Source organism: Methylomonas montana (genome assembly GCF_030490285.1).
GTDB classification, from domain to species: Bacteria; Pseudomonadota; Gammaproteobacteria; order Methylococcales; family Methylomonadaceae; genus Methylomonas; species Methylomonas montana.
In genome coordinates this window covers 965620-988223 of the sequence record NZ_CP129884.1, presented here as the reverse complement: position 1 = coordinate 988223, position 22604 = coordinate 965620, and the positions used below count along the sequence as shown (strand labels likewise).

The 22604-nt window shown below is 53.2% G+C and carries 18 protein-coding genes and 1 pseudogene; 7 read left to right on the top strand and 12 right to left on the bottom strand.

Annotation, left to right across the window (positions count from 1 at the left end; all coding sequences use genetic code 11):
• Nucleotides 1-74: 74 nt before the first annotated feature.
• Genes QZJ86_RS04815 through nhaD form a run of 3 tightly spaced genes read right to left on the bottom strand, consistent with a single transcriptional unit; the run spans nt 75 to nt 3751 of the window.
• Nucleotides 75-773, bottom strand: coding sequence for a response regulator (locus QZJ86_RS04815; protein WP_301936896.1), 699 nt, complete (start codon nt 771-773; stop codon nt 75-77).
• Nucleotides 773-2311, bottom strand: coding sequence for a DUF4118 domain-containing protein (locus QZJ86_RS04810; protein WP_301936894.1), 1539 nt, complete (start codon nt 2309-2311; stop codon nt 773-775). The genes QZJ86_RS04815 and QZJ86_RS04810 overlap by 1 nt, the downstream gene beginning before the upstream one ends.
• Before the next feature lie 36 nt (nt 2312-2347).
• Entirely contained in the window at nt 2348-3751 is a 1404-nt protein-coding gene (gene nhaD / locus QZJ86_RS04805) for a sodium:proton antiporter NhaD (RefSeq protein ID WP_301938913.1), read from the bottom strand.
• A 270-nt stretch (nt 3752-4021) separates the two neighbouring features.
• On the opposite strand from nhaD, the gene QZJ86_RS04800 reads away from it, so the two are divergent.
• From QZJ86_RS04800 to QZJ86_RS21570, 3 genes and pseudogenes are all read left to right on the top strand, one after another.
• Entirely contained in the window at nt 4022-5443 is a 1422-nt protein-coding gene (locus QZJ86_RS04800) for an Nramp family divalent metal transporter (RefSeq protein WP_301936893.1), read from the top strand.
• A 246-nt stretch (nt 5444-5689) separates the two neighbouring features.
• Entirely contained in the window at nt 5690-5962 is a 273-nt protein-coding gene (locus QZJ86_RS04795) for a type II toxin-antitoxin system ParD family antitoxin (protein WP_301936891.1), read from the top strand.
• 38 nt (nt 5963-6000) lie between these two features.
• Nucleotides 6001-6126, top strand: a pseudogene (locus QZJ86_RS21570) (type II toxin-antitoxin system RelE/ParE family toxin); the annotation flags it as partial.
• A gap of 1048 nt (nt 6127-7174) precedes the next feature.
• Here QZJ86_RS21570 and QZJ86_RS04790 read toward each other — a convergent pair.
• The 5 genes from QZJ86_RS04790 to QZJ86_RS04770 form a co-directional block, all read right to left on the bottom strand.
• A complete protein-coding gene (locus tag QZJ86_RS04790; protein WP_301936890.1) occupies nt 7175-8353 on the bottom strand; it encodes a PepSY-associated TM helix domain-containing protein in 1179 nt (392 codons plus the stop codon).
• Between the two features lie 73 nt (nt 8354-8426).
• Nucleotides 8427-10853, bottom strand: coding sequence for a TonB-dependent siderophore receptor (locus tag QZJ86_RS04785; RefSeq protein ID WP_301936889.1), 2427 nt, complete (start codon nt 10851-10853; stop codon nt 8427-8429).
• 144 nt (nt 10854-10997) lie between these two features.
• Entirely contained in the window at nt 10998-11990 is a 993-nt protein-coding gene (locus tag QZJ86_RS04780; protein ID WP_301936887.1) for a FecR family protein, read from the bottom strand.
• A gap of 71 nt (nt 11991-12061) precedes the next feature.
• Nucleotides 12062-12574, bottom strand: a complete 513-nt coding sequence (locus tag QZJ86_RS04775) for an RNA polymerase sigma factor (protein ID WP_301936884.1) — start codon at nt 12572-12574, stop codon at nt 12062-12064.
• A gap of 244 nt (nt 12575-12818) precedes the next feature.
• Nucleotides 12819-13721 carry a LysR substrate-binding domain-containing protein gene (locus QZJ86_RS04770; protein ID WP_301936882.1) on the bottom strand — a complete coding sequence of 301 codons (903 nt, stop codon included), beginning with the start codon at nt 13719-13721 and terminating at the stop codon, nt 12819-12821.
• Between the two features lie 341 nt (nt 13722-14062).
• Here QZJ86_RS04770 and QZJ86_RS04765 point away from each other — a divergent pair, with 341 nt between their 5' ends.
• Nucleotides 14063-14950: a YuxH family protein gene (locus QZJ86_RS04765; protein WP_301936880.1), complete on the top strand. Its 888-nt coding sequence runs from the start codon at nt 14063-14065 to the stop codon at nt 14948-14950.
• 126 nt (nt 14951-15076) lie between these two features.
• Here QZJ86_RS04765 and QZJ86_RS04760 read toward each other — a convergent pair whose 3' ends face one another.
• From QZJ86_RS04760 to cysK, 4 genes are all read right to left on the bottom strand, one after another.
• The gene (locus tag QZJ86_RS04760; protein ID WP_301936878.1) at nt 15077-16720 is read right to left on the bottom strand and encodes a family 2A encapsulin nanocompartment cargo protein cysteine desulfurase; all 1644 of its coding nucleotides are present in this window, start codon (nt 16718-16720) and stop codon (nt 15077-15079) included.
• Nucleotides 16707-17630 (bottom strand): family 2A encapsulin nanocompartment shell protein, encoded by a 924-nt coding sequence (locus tag QZJ86_RS04755; protein ID WP_301936877.1) that lies wholly within the window; start codon nt 17628-17630, stop codon nt 16707-16709. The genes QZJ86_RS04760 and QZJ86_RS04755 overlap by 14 nt, the downstream gene beginning before the upstream one ends.
• A gap of 107 nt (nt 17631-17737) precedes the next feature.
• Nucleotides 17738-18667, bottom strand: coding sequence for a serine O-acetyltransferase EpsC (gene epsC, locus QZJ86_RS04750; protein ID WP_301936876.1), 930 nt, complete (start codon nt 18665-18667; stop codon nt 17738-17740).
• Nucleotides 18664-19641 carry a cysteine synthase A gene (gene cysK, locus QZJ86_RS04745; RefSeq protein WP_301936875.1) on the bottom strand — a complete coding sequence of 326 codons (978 nt, stop codon included), beginning with the start codon at nt 19639-19641 and terminating at the stop codon, nt 18664-18666. The genes epsC and cysK overlap by 4 nt, the downstream gene beginning before the upstream one ends.
• Before the next feature lie 386 nt (nt 19642-20027).
• Here cysK and QZJ86_RS04740 point away from each other — a divergent pair, with 386 nt between their 5' ends.
• From QZJ86_RS04740 to QZJ86_RS04730, 3 genes are read left to right on the top strand one after another with little or no spacing between them, the layout of a single operon-like run.
• Entirely contained in the window at nt 20028-21323 is a 1296-nt protein-coding gene (locus QZJ86_RS04740; RefSeq protein ID WP_301936874.1) for an OmpP1/FadL family transporter, read from the top strand.
• 31 nt (nt 21324-21354) lie between these two features.
• Entirely contained in the window at nt 21355-21771 is a 417-nt protein-coding gene (locus QZJ86_RS04735; RefSeq protein WP_301936871.1) for a YeeE/YedE family protein, read from the top strand.
• 13 nt (nt 21772-21784) lie between these two features.
• Nucleotides 21785-22201 (top strand): DUF6691 family protein, encoded by a 417-nt coding sequence (locus tag QZJ86_RS04730; RefSeq protein WP_301936869.1) that lies wholly within the window; start codon nt 21785-21787, stop codon nt 22199-22201.
• Nucleotides 22202-22604 lie beyond the last annotated feature (403 nt).

The following is a 22604-nucleotide window of genomic DNA, read 5'->3' as shown; positions in this document are numbered from 1 at the left end:
GCGTCCGGCGATGACCGGCAGCGCTCAGTGGGCCGGCGCCCCTTACCGCGCGAGCCGATAAGCAAATTAAAGAATCAATCCGCATCCGCCGCCAAGCGATAACCGACGCCTACTTCGGTCAAAAGATAACGCGGTCGGGCCGGATTGACTTCCAGCTTGTGGCGAAGCTGGCCCATGTAAATCCGTAGATAATGCTGGTCGTTAACGTGTTCGGCACCCCAGACTTCCGCCAGCAATTGCCGATGCGTAACCACCAAGCCGGCATGGCGGATCAAAATGCTCAATAGCCGGTATTCGATCGGCGTAATCCGTACTTCGTTTTCGGCGATAAACACTTTTCGGCGGGCCAGATCCACTCGCAATTGCCCAGTCTCGAAACTTTCGTAACTGCCGATACCGCGAGTTACCCGACGCAACAAGGCTTGCAGGCGGGCATGCAGTTCGCCGCTGCCGAACGGTTTGGTCAGATAATCATCGGCGCCTGCATCCAGCGCCATGATCTTGTTTTGTTCCTGGCTGCGCGCCGACAACACCAACACCGGCAGATCGGACAACTGCCGCAAACGCCGAGTCACCGAGATGCCGTCCATATCCGGCAAACCCAAATCCAAAATCACGCAGTCCGGCTTGTCGCTTTTCACCAACGCCAGTCCGGTCTTGCCGCTGTCGGCTTCGATGATGCGCCAGCCCCGATTACTCAGGCTGCTTTTCAGAAAACGCCGGGTTTGCGGATCGTCTTCGATCAGCAAGATTAAAGGTTGGGCTTGATTCATCAGACAGGTATCCCGGCCTCGTTCCAGTTTAGCGGCGGCGGTTCGTGCAAGGGTAAGTCGATGAAAAATGCCGCACCCTTACCGGCGATATTGACCGCGTTTATCGTACCGCCGTGCGCCTCGACAATCGCTCGGCACAACGCCAAGCCCAGCCCTACCCCGTTTTGTTGGGTTTCTGCGGTGGCGCGATAGAATTTCTCGAATATTTTTTCTTCCATGCCGGCAGGAATACCGGGGCCATAGTCGGAAACCGCCAAACGCAAACCGTGCTCCGCCTTCTCGGCACCAATGTCGATCGGACTACCTGACGGAGTGTATTTGATGGCATTTTCGATCAGATTGACCAAGACCTGTTCCAGTAACACTGCGTCGATCCAGACCAGGGGCAGGCTACCCGGCAACTGGGTGCGCACCGGCCGATCCTGCAAATATTTGTTCAATCGGGTCAAGGCGCTGCCGACAATCTCCTCGAGCGCATTCCACTCCCGATGCAGCACGATCTCGCCGCTGCTCAGCCGGGCCATGTCCAAAATTTTGCTGGTCAATTCAGCCATACGTTGGGCTTCGTCGACGACAGCTTTATAAAACTCCTGCTTTTCATCGGCGGAAAAATCCTTGGCGCTATCGATCAATGCATTGGCGGCCCCGATAATACGGGTCAATGGCGTGCGCAAATCGTGGGAAATCGCGCTCAACAAGGCATTGCGCAAGGCCTCGGCCTCGGCTTGCAGAATGGCATCCCTAGCCTGCCCAGCCAAATTCAAACGCTCCAACGTCTGGGCAATCAAATTACGGAAGGTATCGAATAATGCGCTTAACTCCGGATCGACCAAGTTCGCTTCCGGCTCCGAACGGATCGCCAAAACCCCCAGCAGAGCCTGCGATCCTTGTAATGGGTAATAAATCAGATTCCGCTCTTGCAATATCGTCCGCAGTTGAAACGCCTGCCGGGCTGCCATCAAATCGACGCCTGGCAAAGAACAAGGCAGCGGTTCGGCGCTGGGTAAACTCAGAGCGTCATGATCATCGGCAAACAACAACACCGCTGGCGTATGAAACTCTTCGTAAATATGCCTCACCGCAGTCATCGCCAGCGTTTGATTGTTCTGGGCATCCGATAAGGCGCGACTGAAACGATACAAGGCTTCGGCACGATTTTCGCGCTGCCGGGCAATCTCGGCTTGCCAGCGAGCCTTGTCCAGTAGGTTACTGGTGAGATTGGCGACAATGATCATCACCGCCAAGCCGACCATATTTTGCAGGTCGGAAATCGCAAACGAAAAAATCGGCGGGGCAAAATAATAAGCAAATACCGGCGAACTCAGCAGCGAAGCGGTAATCGACGCCCCCCGGCCATAGCGGCTAGCCACCAGAAACACGCCCAGTAGAAACGTCATCAGAATACTGGCCGGCCCCAATACGTGCCGTAATGGCCAATCTATAGCGGTGCAAAGAAACGGTGCGGCCACGCCCCAGGCATAGCCATGCCAGCGCTCCGCTTTCGCTATTGGCAATATTTGCTTAGTCTGACTGTGCAAACCGACTCTCCCTCAGCGTTCCCCCAGACTAGCTTCTCAAAAAGAATTGGCATTGACCAGAAAATGCACGCCGATACTGGCAAAGTAACCCAGCAAAATCACCGGACACCACTTCATATGACTGCTGAAAGTGTATTGTCCCTTCGCTTGACCCAATAAACCTATGCCGGGCGCGGAACCGATCGCCAACAAGCTACCGCCGACACCCAAGGTCAAGGTCAGCAATAGCCATTGGCCTTGCGGAATATCCGGATGCATGGTCAACACTGCAAACATCAACGTACCGTTATCGACAAAGGCCGACGACAAACCAATCAGCACATTGGCCAGCGATGGACTCAACTGCCCATACAAAACTTGAGAAATGGCATCCAGATAACCGATATAACCCAAGCCGCCGATGCCCATCATCGCCCCGTAAAAAAACAGCAAGGTATCCCATTCCAGACGGCCGACCTTATCGAATATATCGAAACGACTGGCGTTGACAGCCGTAGCATTCAAATCGCCGCCGCCAAAAAATAAGGAATAATCCGATTGCTGCTGGGTATCCGGCTTATCGGTTTTATGCAGGAAGAAATAAAAAAATTGCAGTAGCGATAAGCCGGCCATCATGCCAGCCGCAGCCGGTAAATGCAGCATCATGTCGAAGCTGACCGCCAAACCGATAGTAAGCCCGAACAGAAAAATAATACGCTTGGCGCCACGTGGCAAATCGACTAAATCGGCTTCAATATCCGGCTTATCCTTGGGTAATGCCAAATGCATCGCCAATGCCGGAATCAGAAAATTCACCAGACATGGTAGGAACAGTTTGAAAAACTGGGTAAAACCCAACATGCCGTGTTGCCAAACAAACAGCGTCGAAATGCCGCCTAGCGGACTAAACGTGCCCCCGGCATTGGTGGCAATCACGATATTGAGGCAAGCCAAAGACACGAAGCGCGGACTGTTTTTACCCACAGCTACCGCCACCGCGCCCATCAATAACCCAGCGGTCAAGCCATTGACAACACAAGATATAAAAAAGACCAGTAAGCCGGTAATCCAGAATAATTGCCGATAACTCAGATGTTTACTGACCAGCCAAACTTTTAAGGCATCGAAGATGCACATGTCTTCCATCGCATTTAAGTAGGTCATCGATACCATGATGAACAGCAAGAGTTCGATATAAGTCTGCAAATTGCTCTTGAAGGCGGTTACCGCCTGTAAGTCGTTGCCTTGTTCTTGATAAACCAACACGATGACAAACCAGATCAAGGCTGCGGCCAGCAGCATCGGTTTTGATTTGCGCAGTTCGGTCACTTCTTCGAACATCGCCGCGACATAGGCCGCCACCATCACCGTCAGCGAAAAATATCCGGCCCAATGATGCGTTAAATCCAACGGTTGCGCGTCGGCCGACACCGTTTCGGCATATCCCCATTCGGGCAACATTAAAGCCACCAATCCCAGCAGCCGAAAAATACCTTGCACAATGCCCTCCTTCGATTATTTGCTATTAAATCGATCCAGCCAGCGGCTGAATGTATACCGCCGGGAATCTTAATTAACGAGGCATAAAAAAAGCGTAAAGAACGAAAGTTACCCAGCGTCTAAATTGCCTACATCTCCCTGACGAACATCCCAAACCGATATGGAATTTGCCAAAACCGAGCAAATTTGCGCAAATGGCAGCTTTTCTATTGCGGCTTTCGTTTTAACACCATGAACAACACCGACTTGCACTCCCTCCCGCGTCACAGCGTCCCTGCTTTCCCCGGCTGGTGGGCCGCGCTTGGGCCTGGCGTGGTATGGATGGCGCTGGCGCAAGGCAGCGGCGAGCTGATCTGGTGGCCGTACATGATCGCCAAATACGGCCTGACTTTTTTATGGCTGCTGGTACCGGCCTGTTTGCTGCAATATCCGTTGAACCTGGAAATCGGCCGCTACACGCTGCTGACCGGCGAGAGCATCTTCCACGGTTTTATTCGTTTGCATCGCGGCTTTGGGATCTTTTTGTGGCTGTTGATGACGGTGTCGTTTTTGTGGTTCGGCGCTTTTGCCTCGGCCGGCGGCACCGCGATGGCGGAACTGACGCATTGGCCGGCGGGCTGGACGCAGCGCGGGCAAAGCCTGTTTTGGGGCTATGCCTCGATTGCGGTGTTTGTCACGGCGATCCTGGCCAGCGGCGTGGTTTACACGCTGATAGAACGCTTCATGAAGCTGGTGGCGGTCGTGACCGTGGTCGGTTTGTTGTCGGCCTGCCTGCAAAGCGACGTACTCAAGGCCCTGCCGGCATTTAGCCTGGGCCTGCTCGGCCCGGTCGGCGAGATGCCGCGCCCCTGGGACAGCGGCGATGCCAGCAAGTTATTGACCGCGATCACTTTCGCCGGTCTGGGCGGCTTCTGGATTTTGTTTTATTCCTACTGGCTACGCGACAAGGGCGCGGGGATGGCCGGCCTGGTCGGCCGCATTACTGGCTTGGGCGGTTCCGAAGAAGCGGTGCTCAGCGACGGTTTTCTACCGCAAGACGAAGCTGAAAGCGCGAAAAACTGGTCAACTTGGCGGCGATTTTTGAGCATCGACATTATGGTCGGTATCGTCGGCAATCTGTTCACCACCTTGATGACCTGCTTGCTGGCTTATGCTTTGCTGTTTCCCAAAGGCTTGCTGCCGCAGGAGTACGAACTGGCCGTGGTGCAAAGCCAGTTCTTCGCGGTGAGTTGGGGTGAGATAGGCCGCTTATTGTTTCTAGTCGTCGCCGCAGCCTTCCTGACCGACACCTGGCTGGCCACCGCCGACGCGGTGAGCCGAATTCAGACCGACATTGTAATGACCTTGTTTCCGAAAAGTCGCCGCCTGCCCGCCCGGCGCTGGTATTACATTTTCCTGGGCTTACTGACCGTCATCACCTCGCTGACCATGCAACTCGACGCCCCCGGCCCGCTGATTCTGACCAGCGCCATCATCGGCTTCGGCGGCACCATAATGTTTCCGGTAGCGTTGTATTTGATCAACCACAAAATGCTGCCGCCGCATCTGCCGGCGTGGGCTAGGCCTAAAGGCAAGCCCTGGCTATTGGGTTTGAGTTTTGTGGTGTATTTGCTGTTGGCTGTGTTGTATGTAAAAGCCAGTCTTAAACTTTGATGGCAATTCGGTTAGGGTCTAACATCCGTAGCAGAGTAAATTCGTAAGAAGCCCAAAGGGAATTTGCTAAAACGCGATCTATTAAGGGCTTGGACTATTCGCACCATCCAAACTTGCGAGGAATCAGCGTATGGATCTAGCCAACAGAGCGTAGGTTGCCGACCGGAACCCAAAATCGGAAGGTGCTCAAGAATGATTTGCGGATAGTGTGAAACATTACTACCAACATCCCTAGAGGTAATAAACATGACCAACCTCGAAAAAACATCTATCGCTCTAACACCCGAAATGGCTGCTATTGTGCGGCAATGTGTTGAAAGTGGTGCATACGCCAGTTCCAGCGAACTCATCCGTGAAGCATTGCGTGACTGGAAAACTAATCGGTCATTGCAGCAAAGTGAACTTCAAGTTCTGAAAAGTCTTTGGCAGGCAGGTATTGATAGTGGCTCTGGAAAATTTACCGATATGGATGCCATTAAAATGGAAGCCAGAAAACGCCTTGCATCATCCACTGAATAGTTCGGCAAACTATCCATGGGTAGCGTACGGCTCAATCCGAAGAGGATTTAATTGAAATATGGCTCTACATTGCCCAAGACAATTCCCCTGCGGCTGATAGAGTATTGGATGACATGGAACATCGTTTCATCATGCTGGCGGACAATCCGCAGATGGGTCGCTAACGCCCGGATATTGCACCAGAGCTACGGTATTTTATATCGGGCAAATACCTTATCCTTCACAGAACCCTAACCGATGGCGTGCAGATAGTTCGCGTCATTCATGGCGCAAGGGATTTACCCAACGTGATCTACTCGCCGATGCACATTGGTATTCCGCTTCGGCTTTTAGCCTTACCCGCAAGGCATTTAGACTTGCGCACAAAGTTTTTCGCTATCCTCGCCAGGCTTTAAGGCTCGCGAGTGAACCTGCATAGCCTTGCGAATTAAGCTCAAAGCCTCGCGCGCAAGGCAATTAAGCTTGCGCACGCGGTGTTTTGCTATCCTCGCCTGGCTTTTAGGCTTGGGACCGAGCCACCATAGCCTTGCGAATCAAACTAAAAACCTTACAGGCAAGGCGTTTTGGTTTACGCTCAAGCCAACGAAGCTTTCGCGAACCGCAAAACACCATTCACGCCAGGCTACAAGGCTTGAAGCCCAGGTCTCCCAGCGAAAATCAGGCCCGACACAGCCTAACCGTCCCGAAATTGGACGCCATGGATTGCTATCAACAGGGTTGGGGTCGGGTGCATGGACAGACATTTGCTCCTGCAATATCTGCATTCCTCATATCCCCGTGAGTCATGCAGCAGGTAGGGCAATGCCGGGAACGCTTGCCGATACGATAGGAACCCCGACACGACAGCTATAAAACCACCAGCACACCATCGGCAACGCAACAAAAAAGTCATTGGTCATTTGAATGCCATCAATGTTGGGGTTCGTGCCTCACCCCAACCTACGCAAGCCCAACTTACCGTGTTTAGTAAACTGCTCGACATGCAAAATGCGTAATCAGAATTCCATGGCTTGGTTTCCGGACTTTCGTCTCTTTCCCGGCTTTTCCGCACAGCTTCCGCCAACAGCGTAGGTTGGGGTGACGACAGGAACCCCAACACGACAACCATAAAACTACCAGCACTTCATTGGCAACGACACAATAAAGTCATTGATCACTTGAAGGCCATCAATGTTGGGGTTCGTGCCTCACCCCAACCTACGCAAACCCAACTTACCGAGTTCCCTCCAAGCGCTTGACGCGGCGTTTCTGCAGCCAACGTATTACACCAGTGACATACAGCGACAAGGGCACCAAGCCCATTATTAGAATGATTACCTGTCCGGTTAAGCCGAATGCCTCACCGGTATGTAAAGGGTAAAGCCATTCGACAAACGCATCTCCGGCGCTGCGGTTTGTTCCATCCTGAGCATGCAGAATTTTGCCATTATATTGATCGATCCAAAGGCGTCGAAACGAATGCTTTTGATTGGGTTCGTCAAATTCTCGCTTACTTACCAGATACACACCTTGCTTATCTTGCGGAAAATCAATTCGCCGATATTCCCCATCAGGGTAACGCATGTCGGTGACCTCTAAAACTCGAGAAAAACTGATTGGTACTTGATTATGCTCTGGCAAAACACTCTGAATGTTGGGCCACGCCGGAGAAACCGGGGAAAATACACTTATCAAGCCGCGACCGTATTCCGGAAAAATTAAATACACACCCGATAAAATCAAAAAAAGAAGAACAATTACGCTATAAAAACCAAAAGTCTTATGCAAATCGAAAGTTAATCGTTCAACGCTCGCGTTTTTCTTGATTGTCAGTGCGTTTTTAAGTTTACCGGGGGTGGGCCACCACAAAATTAAGCCTGTCAAAACAGAAAACAATAGACCCAAGCCTATAAAACCCACGATATTCATCCCTGCTTTCGCCAGACCCAATGAATAATGCAAGCGCAAAATAAAATCCTTAAACGGATCACGCCATATCCGTTCAAAATCGATTAGTAGACGCTGCCCAGTTACTTCTGCCGTATAGGGATTGATAAAAATTTGATGCCTTTCCAGATAGCTTGCATTGGGTGATGGCTGTTCAAACCACAGTGCAAACGCAAGTCCGTCGCGTCGCGGGAAATCAAGGCTTATCGCTTTGCCAACGCTCGGCAAGGTACCAATACCCGATGCGACAATCTTATCGATTGGCTGGTAACTTTCTCGCCCGGTTTCAATGGAAACGGTCATAAGTTTAGAATTGAGCCACTCGTCTAATGGAAGTTCAAATGCTAACAAACTTCCAGTTAAGCCAATAATTACAAAGATCGCCCCCGCAACTAGGCCAAGATACAAATGTAGTTTTAGCCAGAGTTTACGGCGATTTTTGCGTGTCAGTTCCATTTCAGCCATTTAACTAAATTCACAGATTAAGCCTGAAAATTTCCCTTCTATTTAAGGCATGATTGTATTGGCAATTGGTTGGTTAAAACTCTACTCGAACCGATCCCATAAAAGTTCGGGGTGTTCCGATGGTGATAAAATTTGCGCTGTTAGTACCTGCGTAATAGTTTTTATCCAGCAAATTATCAATATTGAATTGCGTGGTTACTTTTGTTGCCCCCACTTTCATTTGGTAACTTGCCATTAGATTTGCTGTCACAAAGCCAGGCAACTGATAAGTATTTTCAGCGTCCCCCTCTTTTTGGCCTTGTGCGAGTGCCCCAGCTCCAATTTTAAGTCCGCGTAACACGCTTTCTTGAAATTCGTAAGTACTCCAAAAGCTTCCGGAATGTGTTGGAGCTAAAAACAGTCGATTTCCTTGATTTCCTAAGCTTCCGTCATAACCTACATCTTTGGTGACTTTTGCAAATGGCGTATAAGCGTAGGTTGCGATAACGTTCCAACCTGGCACGATTTGGCCAGTGGCATCAAATTCAATACCCTTACTTTTTGCTTCGCCAATTGCACGACCATTTCCATTAGGGTCATTTGGAATTGCAGTCCAGAGATTTTGCTTAGTTAATTCAAAATAAGATAATGTTGTTGTAAGTTTTCCATCCCAAAATTCGGTTTTAAAACCTGTTTCCCATTGTTGAGCTGATTCCGGCGGCAAAGTTGTCCCATCCGTATTGAATAAACTGTTGGTTCCACCAAAATTTTCGGTATAGCTTCCGTAGAGTGATAGCCATTTTGCCGGCTGCCATAACAAGCCACCACGCGGACTAATATGGTCAACGGATTCCGTGACCTTGCCCAAAAGGTTATTTATACCTTCGACGTTGTCATAACGAAATCCTCCTAACGCATGAAAATGGTATGGAAGTTCCATTTGATCTTGAAAATACATTCCGTGCCAGGATTGTGAGAAATTGCTTCCGTCCCTTGGCGATAATATTGGTTGAGCTGTTAGATAAACCGGATTGTAAATATTAAACGCGGGGGCTGTTCCACCGAATTTGTCCGTCACTTGATCGTCAATAGTAAAATAATCGTAGCCAAACAACAGCTTATGCTTAATAAGGCCGGTTTCAATATTCCCTAACAAATTAAGCGATGTAAAGTAACGTTGTGACTGTGCTCTACCGTTGTTGTATCGCCGAGTTATTGAACCATCGACCTCTGCGGCACCAAAGTTTAATGTCTTACTTTCTTTATCCATAAACTCAGAGGAAAATTTATGGCTAAGTTTCCAATTATCATTAAACTCATGAGACCAATTCACGCCAGCCAACACTCTGTCGCCGGCGTTTTTGTTGTTTAATGGCTCATGTAAGGCTCGATCTATCGGTATAGGTGCCGGACGATTACCCATCGGAGCAACACCTGGGTCTGGCTTATCGTTGAAGTGTTGATATTCGACTTCAAAGGTTGCTTGGGTTCTCGGGCTAATATTCCACTTGAGAACCGGGGCGACAAAAACCCGTTCCCCTTCGATAAAATCTCGGAAAGAGCCAGCGTTTTCATAGGACATGTTAAGTCTATAAAGGAGCGTATCATCCTTAGTAATTGGTGCTGTCGCATCTAACGTAGTCCGATAAAAATCATAAGACCCAAATTGCTGCTGGAGAGCATAGTAAGGGGTTGCCAACGGTTGTTTCGTAACTAGATTGACAATCCCGCCAGGTTCGGCCCGCCCAAACAAAATAGACCCTGGCCCCTTCAGCACCTCTATACGTTCAAGATTGGTAGTATCGCGCTTAGTAGCTGCGCTTCCGCCGATAATGCTCGGAATCAACACACCGTCGCGATAGGTAATGTTGTTTTGAAATCCGCGAATTTGGTATCCATCTATCGAGCCTTGACCAATTGCGCCCTGAGACACCCCGCTAACGTTTTGCACCGCTTTGTCGATACGTGTCACTTGTTGGTCTTGCAATACTTGCTTGGTCACTACCTGCACCGAGAACGGCGTTTCCATAATCGGTGTATCAGTCTTGGTGCCGGTAGTGGCGTTGGGCAAACGGTAATCCGAGTTATACGGATCCGTTGAATCATAAACCGCCTTGCCGACCACCTGTACCGCCGGCATGGTCTGCGGCCCAAGATTGTTGTGCAGTTCCGCCGCCCGCGGCTGCAAGGTGATGGCCCCTTCGCCGGTCGTCACGGCTTGTAACGGCGCATCGCCCAATAAGATTTTGATCGCTTCGCCGGCGGTGTAATCGCCTTGCAAACCGTGACTTCGCAGATTATCGGCAATGTCGGTGCCGTACATCAGCTGTTGCTGGCTTTGCCTGCCGAACATCAACAGCGCCTGATTCAGCGACTGGGCAGGGATGTCGAAATGTTGTTTGCCATTGACGGCTTCGCCGTGGGCGGTTTGAGTAATCATCGCCGCCAGCAATGCGGCTTTGGCGATATGGCGCCGGCCCTTGCCGGCTGAGAAAGGTTTGCAATACTTTGCGTTGGACATGGATTCTCCTGGTTTCGATCTGATTACACGGCAGCATTTGGGCTGGTGTTAGTTAAGACGGAAACTTATTAAAAACCCACATCAAGCTAGTAATCGAATTTCCCCATCCCCAGAAATCGGCAATGCAAAATCGAAATGGCGGCGTTAACGCAACACCACCAAATAGGGCGTGATGCTGACAGTCTGCAACTCCGGCACGGCGGCTTTGAGGCTGGCGATGGCTTGATCCAGCGCATCCAAACGAAACAGGCCGCTGATCCGCTTGTCGGCCAGCGCCTTATTCAGCAACACTACTCGTCCGGGCCGGTATTGATTGATTTGGGCGACGGCTTCATGCAGCGGCAAGCCGTCGAATTGCAGGTAACCGTCGCGCCAGAGTGCCATGCTTTCCGGCCGGTTTACGCTTTGCAGAGCGATACTGTCGGAGCCGATAGCCACAGATTGTCCGGCAGTCAGGCGTTCACGGTGTTGGCGCTGTGCATCCTGAATTTCGACGATGCCTTCGACCAGTTCGACCCGAGCTTGCCCGGACTGAAGCCGCACATCGAAAGCGGTGCCAATCGCCCGGACTTCGCTACCGTCCGCGCTCACCACGAAAGGCCGTTGCGGATTTTTAGCCACTTCGAAAAACGCTTCGCCCGCCAACAATTCCACCCGACGCACACTATCATCGAAGTGGATCCTCAGTGCGGTCGAAGTGTTAAGGATAACCCGCGAGCCGTCGGCTAATGTCACGCTACGCTGCTCGCCCTTGCCGGTCAGATAGTCGGCTCGCCATACCTGCGGCGGACACAATACCGCCAAAGTCACCGCCAACACGGCGCTACAGGCGACCGCCAACGGCAAAAAACGACGCCGATAACGCGGCTTTGCTACAGCGTGGGATTGCGAATTGCGGTAGCGCTCCTGCAATAGCGGCTCAGCGCCGGGTATGGTTCTGCCGCGCAAACGCTCCAAGCCTTGCCATAGCGCTTGCGCCTTTTGCCAAGCTTCGTCGTGGGCCGGATCGGCCGCGCGCCAAGCCAATAATCGCTGTTGCTCCGCCATGGAAAAATCGCCGGAATGCATTTTGCTCAACCAGCCACAGGCTTGTTCCAGCAAACGCTCGGCATCGTCTGGCGTCGGTTCGATGGGCATGGCTAAATCCTGATTGAGAAACGAAAGGGATATATCATAGACGAGGCCCGCAGCCTAAACCACATACGGCGCTAGGCTTGGTTCAGAGTCTTGGCGCAATGCAACAAGGCCCGTTTGATGTTTTCTTCCACGGTACGGGTGGAGACATTCAGCGTTTCGGCGATTTCCCGTTGTTTCAAGCCTTCGAAACGATTCAGATAAAAGATACGCTGACACAACGGCGACAAGGCCGCCAAGCTGTCGATCAGCCTATCCAACTCTTGCTCGCCCAAAGCCACGGTTTCCGCACAACGCTGGTCTTCCGCTTCCAGCGGCGCGTCGTCTATCCATTCGACGGTCGTGGTTTCTCGCCGGGTTTGACGACGATAATGATCGAGCAGCAGATTCAGCGCGGTGCGGAACAAATAGGCCTTGAGGTTGCCGACACTGCCAAGATCGCCGGACCGGCACAGGCGCAGAAAAGCTTCCTGACATATATCCGCCGCCGTTTCCCGGCAGCGCAGCCGCGAAAACAACACGGCTTCCAGCTCGCCGCGACAGTCGAGGTATAACTCTTGTAGTGATTGGTGGGCTTGAAATGACATAGCGTGCTGGTTTGATGGTTTCCATATCGACGTGTCGACCGGACACCTACCAGCAAAATTAGAGCCGCAACCGGAAATGTTCGTTTAATCAACAGGCTGAGAAATTAGCAAAGATACCCACCAACCTGAATTTATTAATCTGTGTTAAATAGCACAGCAAAACCGGGCTATGTCACCCCATTCATTCACCAAGCGACGTTTGCGTGCCTCGTGACCGCCGAGGCACTAATCGGCCCGCTCCATACTATACGGACTTTTTCCGGGCAGCTTCCGCTAGCAATTCGTCGATGAAATAGCGGCAATAATTCGGCACATACAATTGCTTCAGATAAGCGATTTTGGTGGTGGAACTGGGGATCAAACCGGCCAGATCCCTGGCCACCAAATCGCTATCCTTGTTGGATTCGTAAGAGGTGCCGGCGATAATCCCCACGCCCATGCCCAAGCGCACATAGGTTTTGATCACATCGGAGTCAGCTGCCGCCAGCGTAATATCCAACGGCAAATGAGCATTATGAAACGCTTTTTCTATCGTGGTGCGACCGGTAAATCCGGGTGTGTACGTCAAGATAGGCTGGGCCGACAAGCGTTGCAAGGTGATTTCGCCCTCGGCCAGCGGGTGCCCCGCGGGAACTATGGCGATGTGATGCCATTGATAGCAGGGCTTAACGACCAGCGTATCGTCTTCATCGAGCTTTTCGGTGCAGATGGCGATGTCAGCCTGATGGCGATGCAGCAGATTGATCAGATTATCCGGCGACGATTGCACCATATAGATTTTGATACCGGGATATTTCTGCCGAAACTTGGCTATTGGCCCCGGCAACAGATATTTGGCTTGGGTGTGCGTAGTGGCGATATGCAAAGTGCCGTTGCTGTTATCCAGAAAATCGTCGGCGATCAACTGTATATTTTTTTTGGCCTGATTGATCAGATCGACCTCTTCCATGATCTTCTCGCCGAGCGGCGTCAAACCGATTAACTTCTTGCCTTGCCGCACGAACAACGGCGATCCCAATTCCGCTTCGAACAGCTGTAATTGCCGGCTCACCGCCGATTGCACCACATGCATTTTCTCCGCGGCCTTGCTCAGATTGAAGTCGGTTTCCTGCAAAGTGCGCAGCAATTCCAGCTGGTTAAGATTCATGGTGTTGTTCCTGAAAAAGGGCAATCCGCAGAAAGATTTCAATATCCTATCCGCACTGTCATTCAATGCCGCAATCGAAATCTATTCTTTCGATATAAAAATCACATTATATCGTTTTATTTTGGCGATTTATGTCTCTAATATGACAATTCGATTGGAGACTCGTCAGTGTTTTAGCGATGGGCAAACCTCCTCCTAGCGACAGGGACGTTTTGATGGCGGGGTCGACCCCGCCTTTTTTCGGCGCAACCACGCCCGCTGTAATGACCCATCTTCACTTCAAGGCTAGCCAAAAGCTGTCTCCCCTTCACTAGCAAACGTTTTTTACAGGAGTTAAACCGATGCCTTTGCAGCAATTAGTAGAATACTTCAACGATAGACTAGAGCAAGAGCACAACAGCGGTTTCAGGCCTTTTATTTTGCGCGACGGCGGCGTACACGCGCTGTTTGGACCGATCTGCATCGGCAGTACCCTGAAACCGATCCGCGAAACCCTACGCAGCGCACACCTGGTCGGCCACGCCGCACATCTCAGCGTGGCGCCCCATACTGCACAACCCCTACAAAATCAGGAACTGGAAAATCTATTGGCTTTGCCGCCCGAGCAAAATACTCAGCCAGAATCGATTATTAATTTCGATCGCTTATCGCGAGCCGTGCATATGCTTAATTATTTGCCGCAAGCTCATCTGGATGAGGTGTTATTTCTGGAAGTCGATCCGCGCCACATTCTCGGGGTCAAGGAAGATCATGGCGCCTATTTTGAAGAGGTCATCGTCAAATGCGGTCTGCAAACCCGCAATGTAGCGATTACCATGACCGTTAACAGAATTTACGCCCGCTATTACCAGACCTTATTGAAAGGCTTGCAAAACTATCAACGCCGTGGCTACCGGCTGGCATTGAAGTTTGACTATCACACATTGGAAAAGCCGGCTATCGAATTGATTGCCAGAGCCGCGCCGGATTTTGTCGGACTGTCGACCCAACATCTGGAGCGGATTCGCGACAACAAACTGCCGGAAAAATTGCAGCAGTTGAACAGCCTAGTCGATTCGGTTGCCGGCCGTAGCATCATGCTTGACATCGAGGATAGACGAAGCGCCGCGTTAGCCAGACAAACCGGCTTCGACCTGGTAGAAGGGGCATATTTCGAACAGCCATTGTTGGCAGCAGCCGACCACACCCAAAATACCCGGCCAAGTCGAGAGGCCCACTACCGACATTAATGCACCGACACAGAGGACGGAACGATTACAAAGCAGGTAGCAAAAAACCGTTGCTAAAGAAGTCCTAAGAAGAAATCTCAGCGCTCTTCCCGAAAACTCGGAAAGAGCGCCTACTTCATTTAAGCGCTAAAAACTACGTTTGCTGCACTGCAAGCGTTTCAATACAGCCGCCACCCGGTCGATTTCCTCGTAGGTGTTGTAAAACGCCAGCGACGGCCGCACCGTGGCCTCCAGTCCGAAACGGCGCAGGATAGGCTGAGCGCAATGATGGCCGGAACGTACCGCGATACCAGCCTGATTTAAAGCCGTACCAACATCTTGGGTACTATGCCCGGCCAATACGAAAGACAGCACGCTGGTCTTGTCCGGCGCAGTGCCGATCAAGCGCACGCCGGGAATGGCTCTCAACACGTGCATGCCGTACTCCAGCAGTTCGTGCTCGTAACGGGCGACGTTTTCGATACCCAGTTTGCTCAGATATTCCAAAGCCGCCCCCAAACCCACCGCATCGGCAATATTGCCGGTACCGGCTTCGAACCTGGCCGGCGCCGGTTGGTAACTGGTTTTCTCGAAAGTCACGTCCTCGATCATATTACCGCCACCCTGCCAGGGTTGGGTCGCTTCCAACACATCGGCCTTGCCGTACAGCACACCGATACCGGTAGGGCCGAAGATTTTGTGACCCGAAAACGCCAGCCAGTCGCAATCCAAGGCCTGCACATCGACCCGCAAATGCGACACCGATTGGGCGCCGTCCAGCAATACCTTGGCACCGGCCCGGTGCGCCAGTTCGATCATTTCCTGCGCCGGCGTCACGGTACCCAGCGCATTGGAAACCTGGGTAAACGACACCAGCTTGGTGCGGCTGTTCAACAGTTTTTGATACTCGGCCAGAATCACCTGCCCGTTATCGTCGACCGGGATTACCCGTAGCAGCGCACCGGTTTCGGCGCAAAGCTGTTGCCAAGGCACGATGTTGGCGTGATGCTCCAGCCAGCTGACGATAATTTCGTCGCCTTCGCCTATGTTTTGTTTGCCCCAGCTTTTTGCCACCAGATTGATCGCTTCGGTGGCGCCACGTACAAACACCACTTCGCTGGACGACGAGGCATTGATGAAACGGGCGACGATGTCGCGGGCGCCTTCGTAAGCGTCGGTAGCCCGCGCCGCCAATTCATGCGCGGCTCTATGGATATTGGAGTTTTCGTGTTGGTAAAACTCGGAAATCCGGTCGATCACTACCTGCGGTTTCTGGGTGGTGGCAGCGTTATCCAGCCAGGCCAACGGATAGCCGTTGACGCGTTCCTGTAGAATTGGGAAATCCCGGCGCACGGCATGCACATCAAACGGCGGATGCGCGGCAACCAGCCCTGGTAACTGAGCCTCCTTAGCCAATGCCGACACTTCGTTCAAAAAATAAAACGACGAACCGCCCGTCGTGGATGGTTGTTTGCCACCCAGCGGTGATGCCAGCGATTTTTGCAAATCGCTGGCGCCTGGCAAGCCGACACTACGTTGCACCAAGGCTGAAATCGACGTATCGTCGATGCCGGGCCGCGAATTAAAGCCAGCCGGTACCGTGTGAATAGGCACGGATGTCGCCGCCGAAACCGGCACCGTATCAATCGCCTCGCCGCCATTCGGCACTTCCCGAAAAAACTGATTCGCCAGGCGGGTCAGCTCGGCGGCATCCGGCAAGTCGGCCGGCACACCGCCGCCGCTCAGCGCCTGTTGCGCCAATCCGGACAAATCGGCGTTATTGGTAGTCATAGTAGTTGCCTATTTCGACGTTCTCCAATACGCCGATGGCGTCCTCGGTCAACACCGCCAGCGAGCAATACAGCGATACCAGATAGGAGGCGATGGCTTTATGGTTGATGCCCATGAAACGCACCGACAAGCCCATGCTCAACTCGTCGGTCAAGTTTGGTTGATACAAACCGACCACGCCTTGACGGCTTTCGCCGGTGCGCAGCAGCAGGATATTGGTTTTGCCATTGACGATTTTCAGTTTGTCGGTCGGAATCAAAGGCAAGCCGCGCCAGGTCAAAAACTGCGAACCGAACAGCGAAATGGTGGGCGGAGGCGTACCGCGGCGAGTCGCTTCGCGGCCGAAGGCGGCGATGGCACGCGGATGCGCCAGGAAGAAGCCCGGCTCTTTCCAAACGCGGGCGATCAGTTCGTCCAGATCGTCCGGAGTCGGCGAACCTTTGCGGGTTTGCACTTTTTGCGCTGGCGCGACATTGTTCAACAAACCGTATTCGGCGTTGTTAATCAACTCGCTTTCTTGGCGTTCTTTCACGGTTTCGATGGTCAGACGCAACTGCTCGTGGATTTGGTTGTAGGGACTGCTGTACAAGTCGGCCACGCGGGTGTGAACGTCCAACACGGTGTTGACCGCGTTCAAACGGTATTCGCGGCCCCATTCCTCGTAATCGACGAAGGTTTGCGGCAGTACTTTTTCGTCCAGGCTGGAGCAATCGACGGTGATGCTGGTTTCGCTTTTAACTTTGTTGACCCGATAAATACCCGCTTCGACCGGCACCCATTGCAACAGGTGCACCAGCCAGCGCGGGGTGATGGTGCCCATCATGGGCACGGTTTTGGTGGCGTTCGATAAGGTACGTGCGGCGACGTCGCCTAACGCGGTATGGGCTTGGTGAATGTCGGTTTCGGTCATGGTGATCTTCCTTTATTAAGTGGATGGTGTTTTTAATCGCGACTCTATCGCGACGCATTGCTTTAAATCGGTTCACAAAAACGTCTGTATTTTTCGTTTTCTGTCTGCTAAATCCCTCCTCCGCCAGCGAAGACCTCGGTGCGATTTTGGCCCTGGCTGACCAAGCTGTCGGGCGGGACGTTATGGGTCAGCCAGACATTGCCGCCTATCGTCGAGCCGTGTCCGATAGTGATCCGGCCTAAAATCGTGGCGCCGGCGTAAATCACCACGTCGTCCTCGACGATGGGATGCCGCTCGTTGCCTTTGACCAGCATGCCGTTGTCGTCCTTGGCAAAACGCTTGGCGCCCAGCGTCACCGCTTGATACAGTCTGACGCGGCGGCCGATCACCGCCGTTTCGCCGATCACCACGCCGGTGCCGTGATCGATAAAAAAGCTGTCGCCGATTTGCGCGCCGGGGTGGATGTCGATGCCGGTAGCCGAATGGGCGACCTCGCTGATGACCCGCGCCACCAAGGGCACGCCCAGCGAGTACAGTACATGCGCCAAACGATAATGGATCACAGCGGTTATTCCCGGATAACACACCAAGACTTCATCGGAACTTCTGGCCGCCGGATCGCCTTCGTAAGCGGCCTGAATATCGCTGTCGATCAAGGCTCTAACCGCGGGCAGCCGCGCGGCGAATTGCCGGACAATCTCGGTGGCCCGGCCATCGCTATCGACCGTTAAATCTTGCTGCTCGGCGATGAATTGCAGCTCCAAACGTATCTGTCTATGCAGCTCGCGCAACACGCTATCCAAGGTGTGGCCGACGAAATAATCGATGCCTTCGTCGGTCAGATCGGGCTGCCCCAAGCGGTTGGGAAACAGCACCGCGCCGATGTTATCGACAATATGGCTTAACACCTTACGCGATGGCAGCTTGGGCGGATGCTCGCGGCGATGCCGGTTTTCCAGGGATTGCAGACGCAGTTCGCGCAATTGCGCGACCAGTTCGTCCACCCCCCAACGATGGCCGTTTTCTACCGAACTCATGCCGGCAAACCCTGGGCATCGAACAAACCTTCGAACAGCGCCGAGCTGAGATAACGCTCGCCGGAATCCGGCAATATCACCACGATGGTCTTGCCGACATTTTCCGGCCGCTTGGCGACCCGCACCGCCACGGCCACGGCCGCTCCGCAGGAAATACCCGCCAAAATGCCTTCCTCGCGCGCCAGCCGGCGAGCGTAATCGATGGCTTCGTCGTTGCCGACCAGCTCGATTTGATCGACCAGGGACAAATCCAGCACATCCGGCACAAAGCCCGCGCCTATGCCTTGAATCTTGTGCGGCGCCGGTTGCAATTCCGCGCCGGCCCGAAATTGGCTCAAAATCGGGCTGGCTTCCGGCTCGACCGCGATCGAAACGATGGGTTTGCCCTGCTTTAACTTGATGTATCTCGATATCCCGGTAATGGTGCCGCCGGTGCCGACGCCGGACACCAGGATGTCGATGGCGCCGTCGCTATCGGCCCAGATTTCCGGACCGGTGGTCAGCTCGTGAATCGCCGGGTTGGCCGGATTTTTGAACTGTTGCAGCAATACATAGCGATCCGGCTCGGCCGCGGCGATTTCCTCGGCTTTGGCGATAGCGCCTTTCATGCCTTTGGCCCCCTCGGTCAGTACTAGCTTGGCGCCGTATGCCACCAATAATTTGCGGCGCTCCACACTCATCGTTTCGGGCATGGTCAAGGTCAGCGGAATGCCGCGCGCCGCCGCGACAAAAGCCAGCGCAATGCCGGTATTGCCGCTGGTCGGCTCTATCAGTTCCTTGCCTTCGATGAGCAAGCCCTTGCTCTGGGCGTCGTTGATCATCGCCGCGCCGATTCGGCATTTCACCGAATACGCCGGATTGCGGCCTTCGATCTTGGCCAAGATAGTCGCCTGCGCCCCTTCGGTAATGCGGTTGAGTCGTACCAAAGGCGTGTTGCCGATGGACTGTGAATTATCGGGATACCAATGTGCCATGTCCGTTGTGCTCCGTGTGTTGGTTTTGTTTAGGCCAAAAAAAAGCCAGTGGCCCTTACGGGCGCACTGGCTTCCGGTTGTCCGGTCAGCTTGATGCTTTACGTTAAAGTACTTTGCCGCGCCGGGTTCTGTCAAGAACCCCGCTGTTGGCTTATGCCATTATCAGATTGGCTAATCGAAAAACATCGTTTCCTAAAACTCCTACACATTTGCTAGCGTTTTCAGGCGTTATATTCGGCGATTTATCGAGCGCTTGTCAAGCGTACGAAATCGGCGGTTTTAGGCCGCTTATGCCAATATTCGATGCTCATTTCGAATAATGTCGTTTTCTAATATACCCACCCCTCGCTACCATTCCTCGTATCTTTCACCACATGGAATGGACTATGTCTTATCGAAATAAACCGTTTTTGTTAAGCGGCGCATTCGCAATCATCTCGCTCACCCCCTCCCTGGCTAGCGCTACCAACGGTTATTTCGCGCACGGATACGGCGCCCGTAGCAAGGCCATGGCCGGCGCCAGCACGGCGTTTTCGCAAGATGCGATCGCCGCCGCGGTCAATCCGGCCGGCCTGGCTTACGTCGGCAACCGGCTGGATATCGAAGCCGAATTATTCGCGCCTTTTCGCGAATATCGGGTCAGCGGCACCCCCGCGTTCTCCCAACAGTCCTTCGACCTCGGCCCAGGCACACAGGAAAGCGAAAGCAATTTCTTCCCGATTGGCACGCTAGGCTGGAGTCATAAACTGGACGACCAGCAAACCATCGGCCTGACGCTGTATGGCAACGGCGGCATGAACACCGATTGGCGACAAGTCAATAACGCCTCGCCTTATTGCGGCGGGCAGCCCGGTGTGTTCTGCGCCGGCCGAGCCGGCATCGATATGGCCCAGGCTTTTCTGGTCGGCACCTATGCTCGCTCTTTCGATCATGGCCGTTATTCCGTGGGGATTTCGCCGATTTTTGCCGCTCAGACCTTTAAAGCACGAGGCATCGGATCGTTTGCGCCCTTTTCCAGCGACCCTAATCACCTTTCCGATAAAGGCCGCGATTACTCGTTCGGCGCCGGCTTTAGAATCGGCGGTCAGGCGGAATTGATACCCGGCTTGCGCTTGGGCGCGTCTTACAAAAGCCGGATTTATATGTCCGACTTTGAACGTTACGCCGGCTTGTTCGCACAGCAAGGCGGCTTCGATATTCCCGACAGCTTCAACGTCGGCCTATCCTGGGATGTCAACCGCGAGATCACCACCAACTTCGATATCGAGCATATCCGTTACAGCGAGATCAAATCGGTCGGCAACACCCTGCAACCGCTGACGCCTGGCAGCCTGGGCAACGGCTTGGGGCCGGGCTTTGGCTGGAACGACATGACCATCTACAAATTCGGCGGGCAATGGAAACAAAACGATCAATGGACCTGGCGCGGTGGGTTTAGCTACGGCCAACAGCCGATCGAAGGTTCGGAAGTGTTATTCAACATATTGGCGCCGGGCGTGCAGGAATGGCATCTGACCGGCGGCTTTAGTCACGCGTTGAGCAAACAAGACGACTTGAGCTTTGCCTTTATGTATTCGCCGCAAAAAACCATTACCGGCGCTAACCCGTTGAGTCCCGGTCAATCCATCGATCTGTCGATGACGCAATTTTCATTGCAATTCGCTTGGTCGCGGCGTTTCTGATTCAATACCCGCTTTTTGGCAAGACGAAAGTATGAATGCTTTGACGATATTATCCGCGTTGGCGGGCGGTGCGCTGATCGGGCTATCCGCAGCCTTATTGCTGTTTACCCATAAACATACCGCCGGCATCTCCGGCATTGCCGCCGGGCTGTTACCACCCTGGCAATCGGGCAGCAGATGGCGCGGCTGGTTTCTGGCCGGCCTGTTGGCCAGCGCGCCGCTGTATCGCCTGAGCGGCACCGACATCGCGCTGGAGCTGGATGCTTCGCCCATTTGGCTGGCGCTTGCCGGCCTGCTGGTCGGCTACGGCACCCGGCTCGGCGGCGGCTGCACCAGCGGCCACGGCGTCTGCGGCATCGCCCGGCTGTCCTTGCGCTCAATCGTCGCGACGCTGACTTTCATGCTCACCGGCGGTCTGACGGTGTTTGTGGTCCGCCATCTGCTTTGAACCGGGAAACGAAATGAAAAACACCGTCTATTTATTTGCTTACGGCCTGCTGTTCGGCATTGGCTTGATCGTCGCCGGCATGACCAATCCGGCCAAGGTGCTGGCTTTCCTGGACGTAGCCGGGAACTGGGACCCTAGCCTGGCCCTGGTGATGGCCAGCGCCTTGCTGACACTGGGCGGCGCCCGCTATTGGATGCATCGCAATAACGATGCGGCGGACCGGGAACAGGAAACCTCGGCTACTGCGCCGTCTGGAGTCGATGCGCGCTTAATAGCCGGCGCAGCGATATTCGGCATCGGTTGGGGCTTGTCCGGCTTTTGTCCCGGCCCGGCACTGGTGGGTTTGACAGCGGGCGTACTCGGCAACTACGCGTTTGTCGCAGCGATGTTTGCCGGCTTTTGGCTATTTAAATGGACCAATCGGCACTGAGCAGAGTCAGAGTTACCACGGCGGCGGCCGGCTGTTGTTAGCCCATGCATTAAATATGACTGTAATGGGAAAACTAAAAAGTTTGGTTATTTGCAAGATGAGGTTGGAAGAAGCCCGATAGGCCTTATACTTGAGCCTAACCCAATGGCTAGCATTCAACTCTCGGATAACTCCTGGTTTGGTTGGAACATGATCGTCTTGTTTCGACCCCTAGCGATCTGTCGAGCTTCTCCAAACCGGCCAGTCAGCCAAATGCAGATTCTGCGACTGGAGGACTATAAAGCAGCCACTGGCAACCTCACCAATCGGCCAAAACCGGCCGTTTAGGATGCTGGCGAAATTTTCGACCCCTAAGTTCAGCGAATGGCAGCTTTTCGGCAAGCAACCTTTCGTCCTCTTTGGC